This window comes from Actibacterium atlanticum (assembly GCF_000671395.1).
Classification (GTDB): Bacteria; Pseudomonadota; Alphaproteobacteria; order Rhodobacterales; family Rhodobacteraceae; genus Actibacterium_D; species Actibacterium_D atlanticum.
This window is the reverse complement of sequence record NZ_AQQY01000003.1, coordinates 191,066-208,224: the sequence shown is the minus strand read 5'-3', so window position 1 is coordinate 208,224 and position 17,159 is coordinate 191,066. Positions and strand designations below refer to the sequence as shown.

General features: G+C 57.6%; 14 protein-coding genes. 8 read left to right on the top strand and 6 right to left on the bottom strand.

What is annotated here, in order from left to right:
- Positions 1 to 64: 64 nt before the first annotated feature.
- Entirely contained in the window at positions 65 to 538 is a 474-nt protein-coding gene (locus ATO10_RS06765; protein WP_035249684.1) for a phosphoribosyl-AMP cyclohydrolase, read from the bottom strand.
- Positions 539 to 675: 137 nt separating this feature from the next.
- Positions 676 to 1,131 carry an Lrp/AsnC ligand binding domain-containing protein gene (locus ATO10_RS06760; protein ID WP_035249682.1) on the bottom strand — a complete coding sequence of 152 codons (456 nt, stop codon included), beginning with the start codon at positions 1,129 to 1,131 and terminating at the stop codon, positions 676 to 678.
- Between the two features lie 179 nt (positions 1,132 to 1,310).
- Between ATO10_RS06760 and ATO10_RS06755 the strand changes: the two genes are divergently transcribed.
- On the top strand, positions 1,311 to 2,915 hold the full coding sequence (locus tag ATO10_RS06755) for an FMN-binding glutamate synthase family protein (RefSeq protein WP_035249680.1): 1,605 nt from the start codon (positions 1,311 to 1,313) through the stop codon (positions 2,913 to 2,915).
- Positions 2,916 to 2,955: 40 nt separating this feature from the next.
- A complete protein-coding gene (locus tag ATO10_RS06750; protein WP_035249678.1) occupies positions 2,956 to 3,207 on the top strand; it encodes a DUF6552 family protein in 252 nt (83 codons plus the stop codon).
- A 666-nt stretch (positions 3,208 to 3,873) separates the two neighbouring features.
- Here ATO10_RS06750 and ATO10_RS06745 read toward each other — a convergent pair.
- From ATO10_RS06745 to putA, 4 genes are all read right to left on the bottom strand, one after another.
- Positions 3,874 to 5,163 carry a TRAP transporter large permease gene (locus ATO10_RS06745; protein WP_035249675.1) on the bottom strand — a complete coding sequence of 430 codons (1,290 nt, stop codon included), beginning with the start codon at positions 5,161 to 5,163 and terminating at the stop codon, positions 3,874 to 3,876.
- Positions 5,160 to 5,732 (bottom strand): TRAP transporter small permease, encoded by a 573-nt coding sequence (locus tag ATO10_RS06740; RefSeq protein ID WP_035249673.1) that lies wholly within the window; start codon positions 5,730 to 5,732, stop codon positions 5,160 to 5,162. The genes ATO10_RS06745 and ATO10_RS06740 overlap by 4 nt, the downstream gene beginning before the upstream one ends.
- 76 nt (positions 5,733 to 5,808) lie before the next feature.
- Positions 5,809 to 6,813: a TRAP transporter substrate-binding protein DctP gene (gene dctP / locus ATO10_RS06735; protein WP_051597990.1), complete on the bottom strand. Its 1,005-nt coding sequence runs from the start codon at positions 6,811 to 6,813 to the stop codon at positions 5,809 to 5,811.
- A 427-nt stretch (positions 6,814 to 7,240) separates the two neighbouring features.
- On the bottom strand, positions 7,241 to 10,717 hold the full coding sequence (gene putA / locus ATO10_RS06730) for a bifunctional proline dehydrogenase/L-glutamate gamma-semialdehyde dehydrogenase PutA (RefSeq protein WP_035249671.1): 3,477 nt from the start codon (positions 10,715 to 10,717) through the stop codon (positions 7,241 to 7,243).
- Positions 10,718 to 10,842: 125 nt separating this feature from the next.
- Here putA and ATO10_RS06725 point away from each other — a divergent pair, with 125 nt between their 5' ends.
- The 6 genes from ATO10_RS06725 (at position 10,843) to ATO10_RS06700 (ending at position 17,128) form a co-directional block, all read left to right on the top strand.
- The gene (locus tag ATO10_RS06725) at positions 10,843 to 11,307 is read left to right on the top strand and encodes an Lrp/AsnC family transcriptional regulator (protein WP_035249669.1); all 465 of its coding nucleotides are present in this window, start codon (positions 10,843 to 10,845) and stop codon (positions 11,305 to 11,307) included.
- A 103-nt stretch (positions 11,308 to 11,410) separates the two neighbouring features.
- Positions 11,411 to 12,097 (top strand): D-lyxose/D-mannose family sugar isomerase, encoded by a 687-nt coding sequence (locus ATO10_RS06720; RefSeq protein WP_035249667.1) that lies wholly within the window; start codon positions 11,411 to 11,413, stop codon positions 12,095 to 12,097.
- Between the two features lie 165 nt (positions 12,098 to 12,262).
- The gene (locus ATO10_RS06715) at positions 12,263 to 13,408 is read left to right on the top strand and encodes a phosphoserine transaminase (protein ID WP_035249664.1); all 1,146 of its coding nucleotides are present in this window, start codon (positions 12,263 to 12,265) and stop codon (positions 13,406 to 13,408) included.
- 84 nt (positions 13,409 to 13,492) lie between these two features.
- Positions 13,493 to 15,085, top strand: a complete 1,593-nt coding sequence (gene serA, locus ATO10_RS06710) for a phosphoglycerate dehydrogenase (protein ID WP_035249662.1) — start codon at positions 13,493 to 13,495, stop codon at positions 15,083 to 15,085.
- Positions 15,086 to 15,159: 74 nt separating this feature from the next.
- Positions 15,160 to 15,885 carry a metallophosphoesterase family protein gene (locus ATO10_RS06705; protein ID WP_035249661.1) on the top strand — a complete coding sequence of 242 codons (726 nt, stop codon included), beginning with the start codon at positions 15,160 to 15,162 and terminating at the stop codon, positions 15,883 to 15,885.
- Between the two features lie 67 nt (positions 15,886 to 15,952).
- Positions 15,953 to 17,128 (top strand): acetyl-CoA C-acyltransferase family protein, encoded by a 1,176-nt coding sequence (locus ATO10_RS06700; protein WP_035249659.1) that lies wholly within the window; start codon positions 15,953 to 15,955, stop codon positions 17,126 to 17,128.
- The last annotated feature ends 31 nt before the right edge of the window (positions 17,129 to 17,159 follow it).

Genomic DNA, 17,159 nt, shown 5'->3' with positions numbered 1-17,159 from the left:
TCCGCGCATCATGGCCAGACATGACACAAGTTTACTGCCATGTCGGGCGCTGGTTTACCGCGGTTCAGGGCTGGTAGGGCAATGACGAATGGTGCAGCACAACACGTGCCACGCCCTCAGCGTCTTTCTTGTAGCCAAAGCTCTTGTCCACTGTGGTGACGCTGCCGTCCTTGTTGGTCAGCTTGACCCAGCCCATCCACATGCCGACATCGCCTTCGGTGAACTCGGCCGAGGTCACAGTTTCCATAGAGCGCCAGCCCATGATCGCAAATCCGGCGTCCAGCGGATATTCGTCGCTATGTCCGACAAAATAGGCCAGAGCGCCGTCCTTGGTCGGACGAAAGGTTTGGTCGCCGCTGGCCATGGTCGGTTTAAACAGGACCGGCCCCATGTTGTAGCCGTATACCGCGTCTATATGTGCTTCGGCAGTTTTGCGTGCCGCCTCAATCCCACCGTCTTCGAACGCTTTGGAGATCGCGACTTTCCCTGCGCCCCAAGCTTCCAGAGCCGCCTTCATATCTTCGCTGGTAATCGGCATAAAATGTCCCCTATCTGTTTGCAGCGTCTTGACGCTTTAATAGAACGCAAGATCGCCGGAAAACAAGTGGTGCTCATGGCCCAAAGGTCAAGCCAGGGCAACGCCCCTGCCCCGGGCCTGATTCACGCGATGCTGGACTAGCTTTCTTTCACGATCTCCATCGCCATGAATGTGGTTGTCTGTGCCACATGCGGCAGTCTGGCGATCGTTTCACTGAGTGCCCTGCGATAGCTGCTCATGTCCTTGGTGCGGATCTTTAGCAGATAGTCAAATCCACCGGCGATCATGTGGCACTCTTCGATCTCAGGGTGCTCTTGCACGGCCGCGTTGAAGGCGTCCAATGCTTCGGTGGTCGTTACATCCAGCCTGATCTGAACATAAGAAATCTGGGCAAGGCCAAGCTTCGACATGTCCAACTGCGCCGTGTATCCTTTGATAAAGCCTTCTTGTTCCAGCCGACGCACCCGCGACAGGACCGGTGACTTGGACAAGCCGACCTTTTCACCCAGCGAAGCCATTGAAATACGTGAAGATTTTTGCAGCTCGGCAAGAATCTTCATGTCGATACGATCCAAATGTTCTGCCTTTTCCATTTTTCCGATCCTTCTGATCCGCACGGTGACTGAATTTCAAACCAAATAGCACTTATCTGACCATACTACAGTCCACATGATCACTTTTATTTAAGGTATTCTACCCCAATCGAATGATCCGACCCTGAGCAGTTGAATGCACCACCACATCCGCAACGACGATCCGGGGGACCCGGTTTATGCATGAAATCACACGCTTCATGGCGTTGGCGACGGTGGTGGTTTTGGCCGCCAGCTTTGCCGCGCTCAGTGCCTGGAACCTCTGGTTCTTAGTCGGAGCCGCCGTTTTTGGGGCGCTTTGCCTGTTGGGGGTGCACGATCTGATGCAGACCCGCCACGCGATCACCCGAAACTACCCCGTTGTCGGGCATCTACGATTTCTGATCGAGGCCCTGCGTCCCGAAATTCGGCAGTACCTGCTGGAAAGTGAACACGAAGAGGTGCCGTTCAGCCGCGACAAACGCACCATCGTTTACCAGCGCGCCAAAGATGTCGAAGACAGCCGCCCCTTTGGCACCAAGCTGCACGTCTATGAGCCGGGGTTTGCCTGGGTAAACCATTCCTTCCAGCCCCGTCATATCGAAGACTTCGATTTTCGCGTGCAAATCGGCGGGCCGGATTGCCGCCAACCCTATGATGCGTCGGTCTATAATATCTCAGCCATGAGTTTTGGCGCCTTGTCGGCCAATGCGATTCTTGCGCTGAACTCTGGCGCTAAAACCGGCCGGTTCGCACATGACACCGGCGAGGGCGGGATCAGCCGCTATCACAAACAAGGTGGCGGCGATCTGATCTATCAAATCGGATCGGGCTACTTTGGTTGCCGTGGCGAAGACGGGCGGTTTGACCCCGACAAGTTCGCCGCACAGGCTGCGTTGCCGCAGGTCAAGATGATCGAGATAAAACTAAGCCAAGGCGCGAAACCCGGCCATGGTGGTGTCTTGCCCGCCGCCAAGATCAGCCCCGAAATCGCCGAAGCGCGTGGCATTCCGATGGATCGAGACTGTATCTCGCCCCCGTCGCACAGCGCTTTTTCGACACCGATTGAACTGTGCCATTTCATCGCCCAGTTACGAGAGCTGTCGGGCGGAAAACCGGTCGGGTTCAAGCTGTGTATCGGGCACCGGCGTGAATTTATGTGTGCGGTAAAGGCGATGTTAGAAACCGGGATCACCCCCGATTTCATCGTCATCGACGGGGCCGAGGGCGGCACCGGCGCCGCGCCGCAAGAGTTTGCCAACCACGTCGGCATGCCGCTGCGCGACGGGCTGTATTTCGTTCACAATGTGCTGCGCGGCGCGGGCCTGCGTGACCAGGTCAAGCTGGGCGCCAGCGCCAAGCTAATCACCGCTTTTGATCTGGCTCACGCCTACTCGCTTGGGGCGGATTGGTGCAACTCGGCCCGCGGGTTCATGTTTGCTGTTGGCTGTATTCAGGCGCAGGCCTGTCATACCAATGCCTGTCCGGTCGGTGTTGCCACCCAGGACAAGCTGCGTCAGCGCGCCCTGCATGTCGAAACCAAGGCCGAGCGCGTGGCGCATTTCCATCGCAACACCTTGCGCGCCCTGTCTGAAATCGTCGGCACCGCAGGGCTTGGTCATCCCAATGAGCTGCTTCCGCGTCACTTCATGCTGCGCAACCGGCGCGGAGACATGCGTTCGGGCGACAGCATCCATCCTTGGCTGCCCGAAGGATTCCTGCTGCGCAATGAAGACGTCGGGCGCGGCTATTTACGCCGCTGGAACCGTGCAACATCGGACCATTTTGAACCGATGGACGACTGATACCACCCGCCCTTTGCACTCCTATGTTGAAAGTAACATCATGCTTATCACGCAAATGAAGTTTTGGTCGGTCAAGGAACGCTGGACCTTTGCCGTCAAATGGGGCGCGTCGATCATTCAGATCATGGGCTACACGGCGACCAGCTTTGGCTGGCAGCCCTGGAACCTCTATCTGTTTCTGGTGGGAATCGTCGGCTGGTTTGCTGTCGGCGTTCTGTGGAATGACCGCGCGATGATCTTGCTGCACGTGGTGGCTTTGGTCGCGATGATTGCCGGAATGACCAGCGATTGAGCGCGCTTGGGCCATTGCTGCTATATATAGTTTTCTTCGGCCCGAAATCACTCAGGTTTACTGGCGTAAACGTTTGGATTTATTCATTTTATGTAGCATTTGACCTATGTGATTTATGCATGCCAGAAATGTTCAAACTCTGCTTCTAAATTGGGCGATTCAGGCATAGATGGGGTTTAGCGCACAAGGCGCTGCTCTACTGCCGAATGCACACCGAAACGCGGCAATGCCAACGGGTGCTCAGGTTGACCAACATACAATTTCAACGCGGCACGGCTTGGGAAACAGACGTGCGTATATGGAGTACTGAAATGAGCAAAGAGATCAGACAGTCCGTCGAATTCACCCTTTCGGTGATCGCGGGTACCGCTGTGATTTTCGCTTTGGCAGTTGGGCAAACCCTCTGAAGCTACTCAGAGGTCCACGCCAAACACCGCGAAAATCGCGTCTATGACTTGGTGAATTGGAGAATTCAAATGAACAAAGATATTCAGACATCGCTAGAGCTGCTGCTGCCCGTCGTGGCAGGCTATGTTGCGATCGTTGCTCTGGCGGTTGGGCACACGCTCTAAGCCAGCAGGTTGCCCAGACGGGGCACAATAGAAAAAGGCCGGATCCTTGCGGGTCCGGCCTTCGTCGTTTTTGGCACCCTTTGGCGCGGTTTGATTAGCCCAACAACAGCTCGGGCAGCCACAACGCGATCTGGGGCACAAAGGTCGTCAGCACCAGTGTCGGCAGCCAGGCAAAGGTGATGAAGGCCAGCGTAGGCATCAACATGCTGGACACCGGCGTCTTGGTAATCTTCGACCCAAGGTACAGCAGCGGGGCGGTTGGCGGGGTGATGTTTGCCATGCCCAGATTGACACCCAGCACGGCGGCGAAATGGATCGGGTCCATGCCGACGCCGGTCACAATCGGCAGCAGGATCGGGGTCGACAGCAGCAAGCCGCTGATATCGTCCATCAGCATGCCGATCAGGATCATCACCACGTTGACCATCAACAAGATGACGATCGGGTTGTCCGAGACTGAATAGACAAGGTCTTTGGCAATGTTCGGGATGTCTTCGAAGATCAGGAACTTGCTGACGATCAGCACCATGAAAATCATGATCATCACCACGCCGATGATTACACCGGCGTCGGTCATGGCCTCGACCATCGTGCGCCATGTCAGCCCACGGTAGACATAGATCGCCACCGGGATGGCATAGACCACGGCAACGCCTGCTGCCTCGGTCGGGGTCATGATGCCACCATAGATGCCCCCCAGAATGATCAGCGGCATCAACAGCGCCGGAAAGGCCAGCGTGGCTTTCTGACGAAAGGCCATTCGGAATTCTTTGGGGCGTTCCAACAGTATGATGTCGTCGTGCTTGCGCAGCATGAACTGGTTTACGACGATCAACAGGGTGATCAGGATCAGCGCCGGGATCACGGTAGACAAGAAACACTTCAGCACCGACTGCTGCGCCACCCAGCCATATAGGATGTGGTTTGCGCTGGGCGGGATCAAAAGGCCCAGCGGGCTGGCACAAACGATCAGCGCCGCAGACTGGCCAGACGGGTAATTTGCCCGCCGCAGATGCGGCATCATGATACTGCCGATGCAGGTCAGCGTGGCGTTGGCCGCGCCCGAGATCGAGCCGAAAATACCACAAGCCAAAACCGTTGCCGCGCTGAGCCCGCCTTTCAGGTGACCAACGAAAAGCTCGGCCAGCCCCACCAGCGGAGCGGCAATTTTACCGCGCTCCATGATGGTGCCTGCGATCATGAACAGCGGAATCGCCAACAGCACCAGAGAACGCAGTTTGGTAGAACCAGATGGCAAATACCCCGTAACGTCATGGCCGCCCATAACGGCCAGAAACAGAAGCACCGCACCAAAGGCGACATAGACGCTTACACCCAGCAGCAGCATGCCGCAGATGATGATCAGACTGCCTGCAATAATCATTTGTCTGCCCCTTTGTTTGTTTCTTCGGTTTCAAAGTCATCGCCAAATTCGACGTCGTAGCCGCGGATGTGGGCGTACAGGTATGCCGCCGCGAAAATCGTCATGAAAAAGAAGCCCAGGAAAATAGACAGGCGCCAGGCGAAGTAAGGGATCTTGAGCGCAGGCGTGGTTTTCCAGATCGGATACTTTCCGATTTCCTCGGCCAGCATCAGATAGCCCCAGTACAGGATGGCGGCAGTCACCAGAAACTCGATGGTCAAGACAATCAGCCGTCGCCACCAGCGCAGGCGGGGATTCTTGATAACGATCCCCAGGATGTCAGCGTTAATGTGGTGGCCCCGCTCCGAGGCCAGAACCGCCCCGGCAAAGAACCCCCAGAAACACACGGCCAAAAGCCATTCTTCATAGGCGAACAGGTCACCGCCGAATCCGTATCGAATAATCACCACGGCGAAAAAGGTGAACGACATCAGGAAACCGCTAAAGATCACGATCCAACGCATGACGCGTAAAGAGCCAAGCAGCGGAACCCCGACCGCTTTGGGTATTACTTCGGTAATATTTGCCATCTTCCCTTTTCTCCTACGCGCTTAAGATAAAGGGGCCGGATTATTCCGGCCCCTCAAAGCTTTTGCAGTTTGCGGCTTAGTTCAAGCTGGCCAGCAAACGATCAATCAGATCTTTGCCAACGGCGTCTTCCAGCAGCGGCCAGATTTCGGTACGCACTTTTTGCGCCATGGCGGTCTGCTCTTCGGGCGACAGCTTCAGGATGGTGTAGCCCTTTTCAACCAGCTTTTGCTCGAACACGGTGTCGTTTTCACGGTTGTAAGCAAAGAAGTCATCCGACGCTTTGGTGAAGGCAGCCTGCACAACAGCACGCTGTTCGTCGCTCATTTCACCCCAGGTTTTCTCGGAAGCATAGTAAGTGGTGTTCTCGGGGATCGAGTTGTACTGCACGAAGTGGGTGCCAACATCGCTTTGCGCGAAGATGGTATAGGTGGCCTGCTTGGTGCAGCAGATCGCGCCATCTACGATACCCGACTGGATCGCCGGAAAGATGTCGCCCCAGGACATGGTGGTTGCTTTATAGCCCAGCGATTCAACCATCGACTTCACGACATTCGACGACCAGACGCGGATGTTCATCTCTTTGTCGCCAAAGTTGTTCCAGTTGGCCGGCTCTTCGGTGGCCACGATACCAACCAGACCTTCGGGGTTCTGACCCAGCAGGCGCACGCCATGTTCAGACAGGATTTCCTGCAGGATAACGTTGTACTCGGAATCGACGTTGCGGATGATCGAATCCATTTCATCCCAGTTGTTCACCAGGAAGGGCATGGAAAGATACTCAAGACGCTGGTCAACGTCCGAATAGATGAAGGCCGATGCGAAATCGATGTTGCCGCGGGCTACGTCTTCGAACAGGGCTTCACCCGAGCCCAGCTGGTTGGCCGGGAAGACCGAAACCTTCAGGCCCACGTCTGCGGCTTCGATGTCAGCTTTGATCTGCTCCATCATCTTGGTGCCTTCGTGATCGGCCGGGGAAACACCGGCGAACTTCAGACGCATGTCTGCGGCGCTTGCCGGCAGAGCCAGCATCGATGCGACGGCACCGATTTGCAGGCCTTTAATGAGTGTCGAGATTTTCATTTTGATATTCCCTTTGAGATGCAGAAAGTTTGGGTTTCGGGTGTTGAATGATGAAGCCACCGCAGCCAGATGAACCTTGTTTTTCAGAGTTCCGGTTCTTCCTGTTTTGTTGACGTTACACTTGGATGGACAGCAGACTAACACCTGCTCTTTTCCCCAAACAACAGGCGCATCGCCCTAAGATTAAGTATTGCTAGTTTTATTGCCCAAATTATTTTGCTTATTTAGCCCTTTTGACTTTTGCCGGACAGTGCCTAAAAACACGTCGGTTTATGTAGTTTACGGGTCGCCGAGGCTGGTTCACTGTGGCAGCCGCTGGCGGGGTAAAGTTGTCTTGTTGGAAGACATCGTTGGCGATGATTTATGTGATTGGCCCTGGGTGAATCGGGCGCTGTCTGACGCCCGATTCAAGCCCGCGCCGCGCAACCTAACTTGCCTCTGCCAACAGCGACGCGTTGCCACCTGCGGCGGTTGTATCAATGCAAATATGGCGCTCAAGGCGGCAGCGCTCGGCAAGGTCGGCCTCTGCCAAAAGGGGCACAAGACGACCATCCCGACCGGCCAGCGCCACACGTGCCTGGCGCAACACGTCTTCTGTTCCCCAATATGCGACACTGTGAAACCCGGTTAGTTCCGCTAGGTCCCGCACATCCAGACAACCATCCAGCGCGTGTTCCCCCTGTGCACCCGGTGCGATCTGAACCGCGATACAGCCGTTCGCTGTCGCAATTTCCGCCTGCTTGCGGGCCAGATCTGCGGTTGGCCCAAGACACAGGATCACGCCCCGCCCATAGATCGACAGGATGTTGGATTCGCCGGTCGGACCGGGCAAAACACTGCTGCCCAGTTCGATACGTTCAGCCGCTGGGACACGATCCAACAGCGCCTGCGCGTCGGCCAGTGCGACGGTCGCAGCCTGAGGCGTTTTTGCAGACTCGGCTTGGGGCTTGGTGAACCGCCTGACATAGGCCGGTCCGCCTGCTTTGGGTCCCGTGCCCGACAGCCCCTCACCCCCAAAGGGTTGGGAGCCAACAATGGCACCGATCTGGTTGCGATTGATGTACATGTTGCCGACATTCAGGCGTTCGGTAACTTGCTGAACCCGATCATCAATGCGCGAATGCATCCCAAAGGTCAGGCCGAAACCGGTCGCGTTTATCGTATCGACCACCTTGTCCAGATCGCGCGCCTTGAATGTCGCGAAATGCAGCACCGGCCCGAACACCTCGCGCGACATGTCCTGAATCCCAGCGACGCGAAGGACGGTCGGCGCAACAAATGTGCCGTGGTTGGGCACTTTCAGCTCTTTCATGACACGGCCCTCGCGGCGCGCGGCTTCGATATAGTCCTGAATATCCGTGCGGGCTTTCTGGTCGATGACAGGGCCGACATCGGTGGACATATCCCATGGATTGCCCAGCGCCTGTTCATCCATCGCACCATAGAGCATCTCCAGATAGGTCTCGGCGACGTCTTCTTGCACGTACAGACAGCGCAGCGCCGAACATCGCTGCCCCGCTGACTGAAAGGCCGATGCGACGATGTCTTTGATCGCCTGCTCGGGCAGCGCCGTCGAATCCACGATCATCGCGTTCAGCCCCCCGGTTTCAGCAATCAAGGGCGCAGTCGGGTCAACATGCGCCGCCATGGCGCGATTGATACGTTGGGCGGTTGCAGTGGAACCCGTGAAACAGACCCCCGAAATACGCGCATCCGAGGTCAGCGCAGTGCCAACCACAGCGCCGTGGCCCGGCAACAGTTGCAACACTTCAGCAGGAACGCCCGCCTCAAGCATCAACCGCACACCGATCGCCGCGTTGATCGCGGTCGTTTCCGCCGGTTTGGCCAGCACACCATTCCCCGCCGCCAGAGCCGCAGCGATCTGACCGGTGAAAATGGCCAGTGGGAAGTTCCACGGGCTGATACAGGTGAAAATACCCCGTGCCGGGTGCTCTAGCTCCAGCGCCCGGGCGCCGTAATAGCGTAGGAAATCCACCGCTTCGCGCAGTTCTGCGATAGCGTCCATCGGGGTTTTTCCGGCCTCACGTGTGAGGGCGGCGAAGATTTCACCGAAATTCTGCTCGTACAAATCTGCCGCGCGAAACAGCACATCGCGGCGTTCTTGCGCCGGCGCGTTCCAAGGCTTTGCCGCCGTCAGCGCAGCCGCAACGTCTTGGGGCGATGCCAAAGTCACGCTCCCGACTTGATCGGAAGGATCAGCGGGGTTGTGAACCGGCTCGACCGCGCCATTCTTGGCATCCACCGCAGTGATCGGGCTAACCTGCCACTGATGAGTCTTGAATGGTGCGCGCGCCTGTTCAATCTCGGCCAAATCGTCCGCATCATGCAAATCCCATCCTTTGGAATTGGCACGCTCGGCACCATAGAGGTCGACCGGGCGCAATACGGCACTGTTGGCGGCGTCAGGGTCGTAGGCCTCAAACGGGTCCGCCGCGACAACCTCTGCCGGCACGTTTTCATCGACGATCTGGTTCACGAAAGACGAGTTTGCGCCATTCTCCAGCAAACGCCGCACCAGATAGGCCAGCAGGTCACGATGCGCCCCGACCGGGGCGTAAATCCGGCACCGGGTTCCATGCTTCTGGCGTGTGATCTCGTGCAGTGCCTCCCCCATGCCGTGCAGACGTTGGAACTCGAAGGTTGCGTGATCATCGGCCAGCGCCATCACCGCCGCCACGGTCTGTGCGTTGTGGGTCGCAAATTGCGGATAGATACGATCCGTATAGCCCAGAAGCTTTTTGGCATTGGCGATATAAGAGATGTCCGTCGCGACCTTCTGCGTGAACAGCGGGAAATCCTTCAGGCCTTCAACCTGCGCACGTTTGATCTCGGTATCCCAATAGGCGCCCTTGACCAGACGCACCATGATCTTGCGATCCAATTCGGTGGCCAGCTGGTAGAGCCAGTCCAGAACGGGCGCAGCGCGGCGGCCATAAGCCTGCACGACAACGCCAAAACCGTCCCAACCCTGCAGCGAAGGATCGCGCAGCACGGCTTCAATCACATCCAACGAGATATCCAGCCGGTCGGCCTCTTCGGCATCGATGTTCAAACCCATCCCAGCGGTTTTTGCCGCCCTCGCCAGTTCCAGCGTCCGCGTCACCAGCTCGTTCATGACACGCGCTTTTTGCCCGACTTCATAGCGCGGGTGCAGCGCCGAAAGCTTGATCGAGATACCGGGATTGTCCCGAATGTCCTCGGCTGTGCATTGCCCGGCCAATTTCTGTATCGCGTCGAAATAAGCGTGGAAGAAACTGTCTGCATCCGCCTGTGTCAGCGCTGCCTCGCCCAGCATATCGTAGGAATAGGTATAGCCATCCGCTTCGTTCTTCTGGCCTCGGCGCAGAGCTTCTTCAATGGTCTGACCCAGAACGAACTGCGCGCCCATCTCTTTCATGGCCCGACCGACGGCAGTTCGGATCACCGGCTCACCCAAACGTTTGACGGCGCTTTTCAGGATGCCCGCGACGCCGGGCTGATCATCGCTCAAGACCTTGCCGGTCAGCATCAACGCCCAAGTCGAGGCGTTCACCAGTGACGAACTGGATTGCCCCAGATGCTTGCCCCACTCTGATGGTGCGATCTTGTCTTCGATCAGCGCATCAATCGTGTCGGCATCGGGCACCCGCAGCAGGGCCTCGGCCAGACACATCAGCGCCACGCCTTCATCTGTCGATAGGCCATATTCGGCAAGAAAAACGTCCATCAAACCGGGCTTCGCATCATTGCGAATACCGTTGATCAGCTCTACCGCGTCGCGTTTGATCTGCGCCCGCTGCGCACTGGAAATACCCGCACTTTTGACCAACCCGTCTATGACCAACTTTTCGTCACGAAGGTGATGAGCGCGGATCAAAGCGCGGATTTCCTGCAAATTGGACATAGAGAGCCTCCGATGTGTGGGTTTAAGTGAATTTACCACAACCGGTTTGGTCGGTTTCTCTATAGTTGCCCCAAACGTAGACGTTTGATACTTTATTATGGCGGAACATAGTTGAATTGTGAATCATGGCAGAAAATTCTAGAGATTTAGACCCAATTGATCTTTCAATTCTAAAGATCCTAAGCACCGATGGGCGGATAACCGTGACCGAGCTGGCAAAAACTGTCGGCCTGTCAAAAACCCCTTGCCAAGTTCGGTTGAAGCGATTGATAGAGGACGACTTTATTCAGGGCTTCAAGGCCAAGTTGAACCCAGCGAAAATGCGGCTTGAGCACGTGACCTTTGTCGAGGTTAAGCTTTCCAACACCAGTGAGGGCGCTCTTTTGGCCTTCAACAGCGCGGTAGCTGACATCGCCGAGATAGAACAATGCCATATGATCGCAGGCGCTTTTGACTATCTTATCAAGGTGCGTACCTCTGACATTCAGTCCTATCGCAAAGTGCTGGCCGAATCGATTTCAGGCCTGCCTCATGTCTCAAGCACCTCGACTCATGTGTCGATGGAGTCTGTGGTCGACGAAATCACCTAGCCCTTCCGGGCGGGCGGGCAGGTCAACAACGTGATCCAGCGGGGCATGCTGTGCAGACAGCTGATATGCCTGTCTGCATTCACAACCAACCGGGAGGCGCCGCATGAAACGTTCGCGCATCAATCAGATCATGGCCGAGGCCGATGACATGATCCGTCAGCACGGTTTTACGCTGCCCGCCTTTGCCTATTGGACGCCCGATCAGTTCAAAGCCCGCGTTGCCACCGCCAACCACCTGATAAACGCGCGCTGCGGCTGGGATATCACAGACTATGGGGATGGCGACTTTGATAAGATGGGCCTGTTTCTGTTCACGCTGCGCAATGGTCGGCTTGCAGATCTGCAGCGCGGTGGCGGCATGTGCTATGCCGAGAAACTGTTGATTTCGCGTCAGGATCAGCTGTCACCGATGCACACCCATGTGATCAAAGCCGAAGACATCATCAACCGCGGCGGCGCGACCTTGGTGATCGAGCTGTTTGGCTCGGACGAGGAAGGCAATTTCGCCGAAGACCGGGGTGGCACAGTCTGGTGTGATGGCATCCGTCATGAGTTTGCCCCGGGCGAGAAGCTGAAACTCGCACCCGGTGAAAGCGTCACACTGCAACCCGGCGATTGGCACGCGTTTTGGGGTGAAGGGGGCGATGTGTTGATTGGCGAGGTCTCGACCGTAAACGACGATGAGACCGACAATATCTTTCGCGCACCAATCGGCAGGTTTGCCAATGTGCAAGAGGATGAACCGCCGATGCATCTGCTTGTCAGCGATTACCCCCATTGGCTGGGGTAAGCCGATCGCGCGAAGTTTCCGATCATAAACAGCGCCTGTCACCAAATCGCGATGGTGGCAAATATCCGACCATTTAGCCCCTTGCGCCGACTCGTTGTTGGCCATATGTCCGGCGGCGGGACACCCTTCCCCAACGAAGGGCATATATCTGAGAGGATACCAGCAATGGCTACTCAAGCTCCGGCCGCGCGCCCGGCTAATCCGCGTTTTTCTTCTGGCCCCTGTGCCAAGAACCCCGAATTTTCCCTCGAACAGCTCGCTGATGCGCCCTTGGGCCGCTCGCACCGTGCCGCCGTTGGCAAGGCAAAGCTGAAAGAGGCGATTGAAACCACCCGCGAAGTGCTGGGCATCCCGGCCGATTACAAGATCGGCATCGTGCCCGCCTCGGACACCGGCGCCATGGAAATGGCCATGTGGTCGATGCTGGGTGCCCGCAAAGTTGAAATGCTGGCTTGGGAAAGCTTTGGCGCGGGCTGGGTCACCGACGTGATCAAGCAGCTCAAGATCGACGCCGAAGCCAAGACCGCTGATTACGGCGAGATCGTTGATCTGGCCGGTGTCGATACCAAGAACAACGACGTTGTCTTTACCTGGAACGGCACCACCTCGGGCGTGCGCGTCCCCAACGGCGACTGGATCGCCGATGACCGCGAAGGCATCACCATCTGCGACGCCACCTCGGCCGCATTCGCGATGGACCTGCCCTGGGACAAGCTGGATGTGACCACCTTCAGCTGGCAGAAAGTTCTGGGTGGCGAAGCCGCGCACGGCATGATCGTTCTGTCGCCCAAGGCTGTCGCGCGTCTGGAAAGCTACACCCCCGCATGGCCGCTGCCGAAAATCTTCCGCCTGACCAAAGGCGGCAAGCTGATCGACGGTATCTTTACCGGCGCCACCATCAACACGCCCTCGATGCTGGCGGTTGAGGATTATCTGGTTGCCCTGAACTGGGCCAAATCGGTTGGTGGTCTGAAAGGCATGATTGCCCGTGCCGATGCCAACACCAAAGCCATTGCCGATTTCGTCGATGCCAAAGACTGGATCGCCAACCTGGCCGTTGATCCGGCAACCGCCTCGAACACTTCGGTCTGCCTGAAGTTCACCGATGACCGCATTCAGGACGGTGCCGCCTTTGCCAAGGCCGTTGCCAAACGTCTGGAAGCCGAAGGTGTTGCATTGGACATCGGCGCGTACCGCGATGCCCCGGCGGGCCTGCGCATCTGGTGCGGCGGCACGGTGGAAACCGCCGACGTCGCAGCTCTGATGCCCTGGCTGGAATACGCCTTTGAGGCGGAAATCGCAGCTCAGTAACACCCACAGATCATATGCATGGGATGTGCATGCAATGTGCATGTCCTGTGCATCCCCAAAATTCTCTGATGAATGGAGCTTATCATGGCCCCCAAAGTACTCGTATCCGACAAGCTGTCTGAAACCGCAGTTCAGATTTTCCGCGACCGTGGCATCGAAGTAGATTTCGAACCCGGCCTGGGCAAAGACAAAGACAAACTGGCCGAGGTGATCGGCAAGTATGACGGTCTGGCGATCCGCTCGGCCACCAAAGTGACCGAAAAGCTGCTGGAATCTGCTGACAACCTAAAGGTCGTTGGCCGCGCCGGTATCGGCACCGACAACGTTGACAAAGTCGCCGCGTCGAAAAAGGGCGTGATCGTCATGAACACCCCGTTCGGCAACATGATCACAACCGCCGAACACGCCATCGCGATGATGTTCGCCGTGGCCCGTCAGATCCCCGAAGCTTCGGCCAGCACCCACGCAGGCAAATGGGAAAAGTCCAAGTTCATGGGCACCGAGCTGACCGCCAAAACCCTTGGTGTCATCGGCGCGGGTAACATCGGTGGCATCGTGTGCAACCGTGCGCTGGGCCTGAAGATGAAAGTGGTCGCTTATGATCCCTTCCTGTCGGAAGAGCGCGCAGATGAAATGGGCGTTGAAAAGGTTGAGCTGGAAGAGCTGCTGGCCCGCGCTGACTTCATCACCCTGCACGTGCCGCTGACCGATGGCACCCGCAACATCCTGTCGGCAGAGAACCTGGCCAAGACCAAAAAAGGCGTGCGTATCATCAACTGTGCCCGCGGTGGTCTGGTAGACGAAGCCGCTTTGGCAGAACTGCTGAAATCGGGCCACGTGGCTGGCGCCGCTTTCGACGTGTTCGCCGAAGAGCCCGCCACCGAGAACCCGCTGTTTGGTCTGCCCAACGTGGTCTGCACCCCGCACCTTGGCGCTTCGACCACCGAAGCTCAGGAAAACGTGGCGCTGCAGGTTGCCGAGCAGATGTCGAACTATCTGCTGGACGGCGCCGTTGAAAACGCGCTGAACATGCCGTCGATGACTGCCGAAGAAGCAAAGGTCATGGGCCCGTGGGTCAAGATCGCCGAGGCTCTGGGGTCGTTCATCGGTCAGGTCACCGATGAGGCTATCGAGACCGTCAACATCACCTTCGATGGTGTCGCCGCGGATATGAACCTGAACGCGCTTGAGGCCGCCGTAATTGCGGGCATCATGCAGGCCGTGAACCCTGATGTGAACATGGTCTCGGCCCCGGTGATCGCCAAGGATCGTGGCATCAAGATCTCGCGCACCACGCAGGACGCAACCGGCGTGTTTGATGGCTATATCAAGCTGGATATCCAGACCGTTGAAAAGTACCGCACCATCGCCGGTACTGTTTTCTCGGACGGCAAGCCGCGCTTCATCCAGATCAAAGGCATCACCATTGATTCGGAAGTGGGCGAGCACATGCTCTATACCACCAACAAAGACGTGCCGGGCATCATCGGTAAGCTGGGCACCCTGCTGGCCGAACATGAAGAAAACATCGCGAACTTCACCCTTGGCCGCGCCGACGCCGGTGGGGATGCAATCGCAATGACCTTCCTGGATACGCCGATCAAGCCGACCACCGTGACCGCGCTGAAAGACAGCGGTTTGTTCCAGCAGGTGCGTCCGCTGAAGTTCGACGTGTAAGCGTCATGAACTTCCCCTAAACACAAGGCCCGGCGCAGCAACGCGCCGGGCTTTTTCATTTTAAGGACGCTGTTATGACCCTCTATGCGGTTGGTGACATCCACGGCCAGATCGGCATGCTTCACGCTGCGCTTGAGCTGATAGAACGCGATGGCGGGGCCGATGCACAGGTGGTGTTTCTGGGCGATCTGGTGGATCGCGGGCCGGATAGTAAGGGCGTGATCCAACTGTTGATCGACGCCGTCGCCGCAGGCCGCAACTGGACTGTCTTGAAGGGCAATCACGACCGCATGTTCGAGTGGTTCATGTCTGATCCTCCGCGCATGGAGACCCGTTTGCCCGTGGGGCTGGACTGGCTGCACGATCGCGTCGGAGGTGCCGCGACCCTGGCGTCATACGGCGTAAAGGTCAGTTCTGAGCGACGCATGTGGCAAGTTCTGGAAGACGCGCATAACGCTGTGCCCCAGACCCATCTGGACTTCATCACCGGCCTGCCGCTGACCATGATCCATGGCCGCAAACTATTCGTACATGCCGGTATCCTGCCCGGTGTACAGCTCTCGGTTCAGTCCAAAGACGACCTTGTCTGGATCCGAGAGCCTTTCCTGAGCGATAAACGCGACCATGGATATCTGGTGGTCCATGGCCATTCCCCGGTGGACCTGCCTGAACACCATGGGAACCGGATCGCTCTGGATACCGGTGCGGGATATGGGCGCGCGCTGACCGCAGTCGTATTCGAAAATGACGTTGTGTATATGTTGACCGACACGGGGCGCATACCTATCGTTCAACTATAGGCAACGCCCGGCTTCCGTCCTCCCTTGGCCAGGCCATGCTTCATTTTGAGCAAGGGAGAGAGATTCCGTGACTGATATCGTATTGATTGACGGTGCCCGCACCGCCATTGGCACTTTTGGTGGCTCGCTTTCAGGCGTCACCCCTATTCACACCGCCACAACGGTCGCCAAGGCCGCAATGGAACGCTCGGGCGTCGAGCCGGGACAGATTGGCAACGTGGTCTTCGGCCATGTCATCAACACCGAACCGCGTGACATGTACCTATCGCGTGCCGCGATGGTCGACGCAGGCATACCCAACGAAACTCCCGCGATGAACGTAAACCGGCTGTGTGGCTCGGGTGCGCAGGCAATTGCGTCAGTCGTGCAATCGCTGATGCTGGGGGATGCTGATTTCGGTCTGGCGGGCGGCGCTGAAAGCATGAGCCGCGCGCCCTATGCGCTGAACGCCGCCCGGTTTGGCCAGAAGATGGGTGACGCATCTGCGGTGGATATGATGGTCGGCGCGCTGACCTGCCCGTTTGGCACCGGCCATATGGGCATCACCGCCGAAAACGTCGCCGCCGAACATGACGTGACCCGCGAACAGCAGGACGCTTTTGCTGCTGAAAGTCAGGCCCGCGCCGCCAAAGCGATTGAGGAAGGTCGTTTTGCCAGCCAGATCGTTCCGGTCGAAGTGAAAGTCCGCCGCAAGCTGGTTGAGTTCGCCACTGACGAGCACCCCAAAGCCACCACCGCCGAGGCGCTGGGCGGGCTGCGTCCTGCCTTCAAGAAAGACGGCACTGTGACCGCTGGCAACGCCTCGGGCATCAACGATGGTGCCGCCGCTGTCGTGCTGGCCCGCGCCGATGCCGCCGAAAAGGCCGGCCTGAAGCCCAAGGCCCGTGTGCTGGGCTATGCCTTGGCGGGTGTACGGCCCGAGGTCATGGGCATCGGCCCTGTCCCGGCAGTTGAAAACCTTCTGGCCAAAACCGGGTTGTCGATTTCCGATTTCGACGTCATCGAAAGCAACGAGGCCTTCGCCGCACAGGCCCTGGCCGTGAACAAAGGTCTGGGTCTGGACCCGGCCAAGGTCAACCCGAACGGCGGCGCGATAGCATTGGGTCACCCCATCGGTGCGACCGGCGCAATCATCACCATCAAAGCGCTTTACGAGCTGGAGCGTATCGGTGGCAAGCGCGCGCTGGTCACCATGTGCATCGGTGGTGGTCAGGGCATCGCTCTGGCCCTCGAAGCGCTCTGATCTGGACGGTCCCGGGAAACCCCCGCTTGGC

Bases quoted from the DNA above. Each gene is read 5' to 3' on its own strand.
- ATO10_RS06765 (WP_035249684.1), bottom strand. From the start codon at position 538: ATGCCGATTACCAGCGAAGATATGAAGGCGGCTCTGGAAGCTTGGGGC.
- ATO10_RS06760 (WP_035249682.1), bottom strand. From the start codon at position 1,131: ATGGAAAAGGCAGAACATTTGGATCGTATCGACATGAAGATTCTTGCC.
- ATO10_RS06755 (WP_035249680.1), top strand. From the start codon at position 1,311: ATGCATGAAATCACACGCTTCATGGCGTTGGCGACGGTGGTGGTTTTG.
- ATO10_RS06750 (WP_035249678.1), top strand. From the start codon at position 2,956: ATGCTTATCACGCAAATGAAGTTTTGGTCGGTCAAGGAACGCTGGACC.
- ATO10_RS06745 (WP_035249675.1), bottom strand. From the start codon at position 5,163: ATGATTATTGCAGGCAGTCTGATCATCATCTGCGGCATGCTGCTGCTG.
- ATO10_RS06740 (WP_035249673.1), bottom strand. From the start codon at position 5,732: ATGGCAAATATTACCGAAGTAATACCCAAAGCGGTCGGGGTTCCGCTG.
- dctP (WP_051597990.1), bottom strand. From the start codon at position 6,813: ATGAAAATCTCGACACTCATTAAAGGCCTGCAAATCGGTGCCGTCGCA.
- putA (WP_035249671.1), bottom strand. From the start codon at position 10,717: ATGTCCAATTTGCAGGAAATCCGCGCTTTGATCCGCGCTCATCACCTT.
- ATO10_RS06725 (WP_035249669.1), top strand. From the start codon at position 10,843: ATGGCAGAAAATTCTAGAGATTTAGACCCAATTGATCTTTCAATTCTA.
- ATO10_RS06720 (WP_035249667.1), top strand. From the start codon at position 11,411: ATGAAACGTTCGCGCATCAATCAGATCATGGCCGAGGCCGATGACATG.
- ATO10_RS06715 (WP_035249664.1), top strand. From the start codon at position 12,263: ATGGCTACTCAAGCTCCGGCCGCGCGCCCGGCTAATCCGCGTTTTTCT.
- serA (WP_035249662.1), top strand. From the start codon at position 13,493: ATGGCCCCCAAAGTACTCGTATCCGACAAGCTGTCTGAAACCGCAGTT.
- ATO10_RS06705 (WP_035249661.1), top strand. From the start codon at position 15,160: ATGACCCTCTATGCGGTTGGTGACATCCACGGCCAGATCGGCATGCTT.